The sequence below is a fragment of the uncultured Traorella sp. genome, from assembly GCF_944327115.1.
Classification (GTDB): domain Bacteria; phylum Bacillota_I; class Bacilli_A; order Erysipelotrichales; family Erysipelotrichaceae; genus Traorella.
Map to the genome: position 1 here is coordinate 1 of NZ_CALVGS010000036.1, position 2751 is coordinate 2751.

At 38.6% G+C, this 2751-nt stretch carries 4 protein-coding genes; all 4 read right to left on the bottom strand.

Going from position 1 to position 2751, the window contains the following annotated elements:
* Positions 1 to 1090, bottom strand: a 1090-nt coding sequence (locus Q0K35_RS02910) for a GNAT family N-acetyltransferase (protein WP_294561176.1), incomplete at its 3' end; no start/stop codon positions are given.
* A gap of 8 nt (positions 1091 to 1098) precedes the next feature.
* Entirely contained in the window at positions 1099 to 2052 is a 954-nt protein-coding gene (locus Q0K35_RS02915; RefSeq protein WP_294561177.1) for a GNAT family N-acetyltransferase, read from the bottom strand.
* A gap of 271 nt (positions 2053 to 2323) precedes the next feature.
* Positions 2324 to 2584 carry a hypothetical protein gene (locus Q0K35_RS02920; protein WP_294561178.1) on the bottom strand — a complete coding sequence of 87 codons (261 nt, stop codon included), beginning with the start codon at positions 2582 to 2584 and terminating at the stop codon, positions 2324 to 2326.
* Positions 2548 to 2751 (bottom strand): hypothetical protein (locus Q0K35_RS02925; RefSeq protein WP_294561179.1); only part of this gene is annotated, 204 nt, incomplete at its 5' end. The genes Q0K35_RS02925 and Q0K35_RS02920, both read right to left, overlap by 37 nt.

The following is a 2751-nucleotide window of genomic DNA, read 5'->3' on the forward strand; positions in this document are numbered from 1 at the left end:
TTTCCATAACGATATAACTTGAAAAATCATTCGGTATTTCCAAACCTGTTTTTATAAAACCATTCTTTATCCAAAACGCTTCACTCTGCGGATTACCTTTCGCATAAGCTAACCGGACTCTTTCAAACCCTTTTTCCATCAAATAAGCAAATGCTTCCTCAATGATCTGCGTACCGATTCCTTTTCCCTGATAATGTTTATTCATCATGAAAAAGCCAATAAAAGCCGTCTTTGCCTTCGGATAATCCAAGATCAGATCCATGAATGCCACTAAATGTTCACCTTCAAAAAAACCGATATAATATTTATCCTTATATTCCTTATGTGGCGGCAACGCCTTTATATCATCTGCAATGCTTTCTTTGGTGACAAAGGGCGGATGATATTCATAAAATAAAGGATTTTCCTTACATAGATCATAAATCTGATCGATATTTTCATTTTCAAGCCTTCTTACTTCATAATGATTCGATAATCTTTGGATATCCAACTGAATCATCTTTTGTGCCCATATAGGATAAGCTTCAAAGCTATATGTCTTTCCTTCGTAAGGAAAAGAAAGCCGGCATGAGAAAAGCATGGGTGAAACAGCCTTGGCCTTTGAACCATATTTATGATCGCCGACAAGAGGAAAGCCTCGGCTTGCAAACTGCACGCGGATCTGATGACTTCTTCCTGTATGCAGACGAACTCTTACAAGAGAGGTATCATTTTCTATTCCTAACCGTTTATATTCCAGTTTTGCCTGCTTCACCCCTTTGCGCATCTTCTTCACGGCAAAAACTTTATTCTTCCGGGAATCTTTAAAAAGATAATCTTCCCAGACTTCACATTCAGGCACGACACCATGAACCATGGCCACATATTCCTTGATCATTTCATGATCTTGAATCATTTTCGAAAATAAAGCCGCACTTCTTGAATGACGGGCATACACCATGACCCCACCCACATTCATATCCAAGCGATGCAGCGGATAGATTTTTCCTTTCAGCTGCTCTTGAAGAATTTCTACGACCTGCTTTTCTGAATCAAGCCCTACTGGCTTGATACAAACGACCATATTTTTATCGCTATACAACACTTCCATAACTTCTCCTAAATGATTTTCTCCATGACATAATTGGTCAATAAGATCCCTTTTCTTTCAACTTGCTGTTCCTTTTTGACACGATAGCCCCTTTTCTCAAAAAAAGGTCTTGCGGTAATAGAGGCATGAACCACAATTTTAGGGACATGCACCGAACATTCAAGACGCTGACACAACATAGTTGCTATCCCTTGATGCTGATGATCCTTATGAACATATAAGCGATCTAAATATCCACCCGGATCGATATCGCCAAACCCTACGATTTCTCCTTCTTTTTCAGCCACATAGCTGATATGTTCCATCAAAGAGCGATGCCACTTTTCCGCATCGATTTGGCCATCGGCCCAAGCATCCAGCTGCTTTTTTGTATAATCCTTTGCATTCACCGTATGTACACACTCATAAAACAGCTTTGCAAGAACAGCAAGGTCTTCTTTACGATATAGGCGCAGCTTTATATCATTTGTATTTTGAATTACCTCATCGGCGATCATCGCCATCGTTTTATGACTTGTATCAATCTTTATCGTATCAAGCTTTTCATATAAAGGAAGCCTTTCAAGACTTCTTTCAAGCACATCTGCACTCCTTTTACCCTCATCAATATCTTTTTTCAATCGCTCTTTTAAAGTTTCTTCATCTGCTGTCAATGAATAAACAAACAGATCACAATGTGACACATCTAATCTTTCAACGATCGCATCAATGATCGGCTGTTCATGCATGACCCAACAAAATATGATATGCTCATAAACAGAACAATGAATAAAATTATTTAATAGATATACGATATTATCAATGACCATGGTCTTTGTTTCTTCATTTACGATAAAAGGAAAGCTGTCCCAACACCAGTCCCCATCAAGAAAAACACTATTCGACAATTCCTTTTTTAAATACTGACATACCGATGTTTTACCGACACCCATGGTACCGCCAATAAGATATACTTTTTTCATGAAAATATTATATCACAGGTAAATGATATAAAACTATATGGAAAAGCGTACAATCAAAGATTTGTTATCTGGATCATATACAAATAAGTGACTCCTTATCTTCATTACCCACTTAAGAAGCTTTCTTATAGACACGCTCTAAAGACATTTCTGTCCTTATAAAAATAATGATATAAATTATCATAATATATCACTATTTTTTCTCTTACATTCTCTTATTAATCAAAAATGAAATTTCCTGATGTGCAAGAAAATGATTTTGTAACCAAAATCATATGCAAATAAGTAACTCCCTATCTGCATACCCACCTACCTTTCTAGCGGCGTGGTTCCACTGACCCCTTCCCATCTCCTTCTTTTGCTTCTCTCTGTAGCGCAAGGCTTTGGCGAAATGTTCCATTGTCAGCTTATGATTTAATCTTTCACAGGATTCCATCCCTTCCCCATGCTCCCATCTTCCAGTGAATCGCATGACTGCCGGGTCCTGCTTCTTTTCTATCTGAACAGGCTTAAATACGGTGTCCTCTGACATTCCTCCAATGTCGCTTTCCCCAGATCCCTGATCACTTCTTTCCATTCCCTGTATTCATGATATTCCTTCGGTATCCTTTCACGGTATCCTTCTCCCCTCCTTGCGATCACATACGCCGCACTGTGGTGAATGCTTAACCCTAACCGCTTCGCATATTTCAGCTTCCC

Coding starts and splice junctions, on each gene's coding strand:
- Q0K35_RS02915 (WP_294561177.1), bottom strand. CDS start 2,052: ATGAAAAAAGTATATCTTATTGGCGGTACCATGGGTGTCGGTAAAACA.
- Q0K35_RS02920 (WP_294561178.1), bottom strand. CDS start 2,584: ATGTCAGAGGACACCGTATTTAAGCCTGTTCAGATAGAAAAGAAGCAG.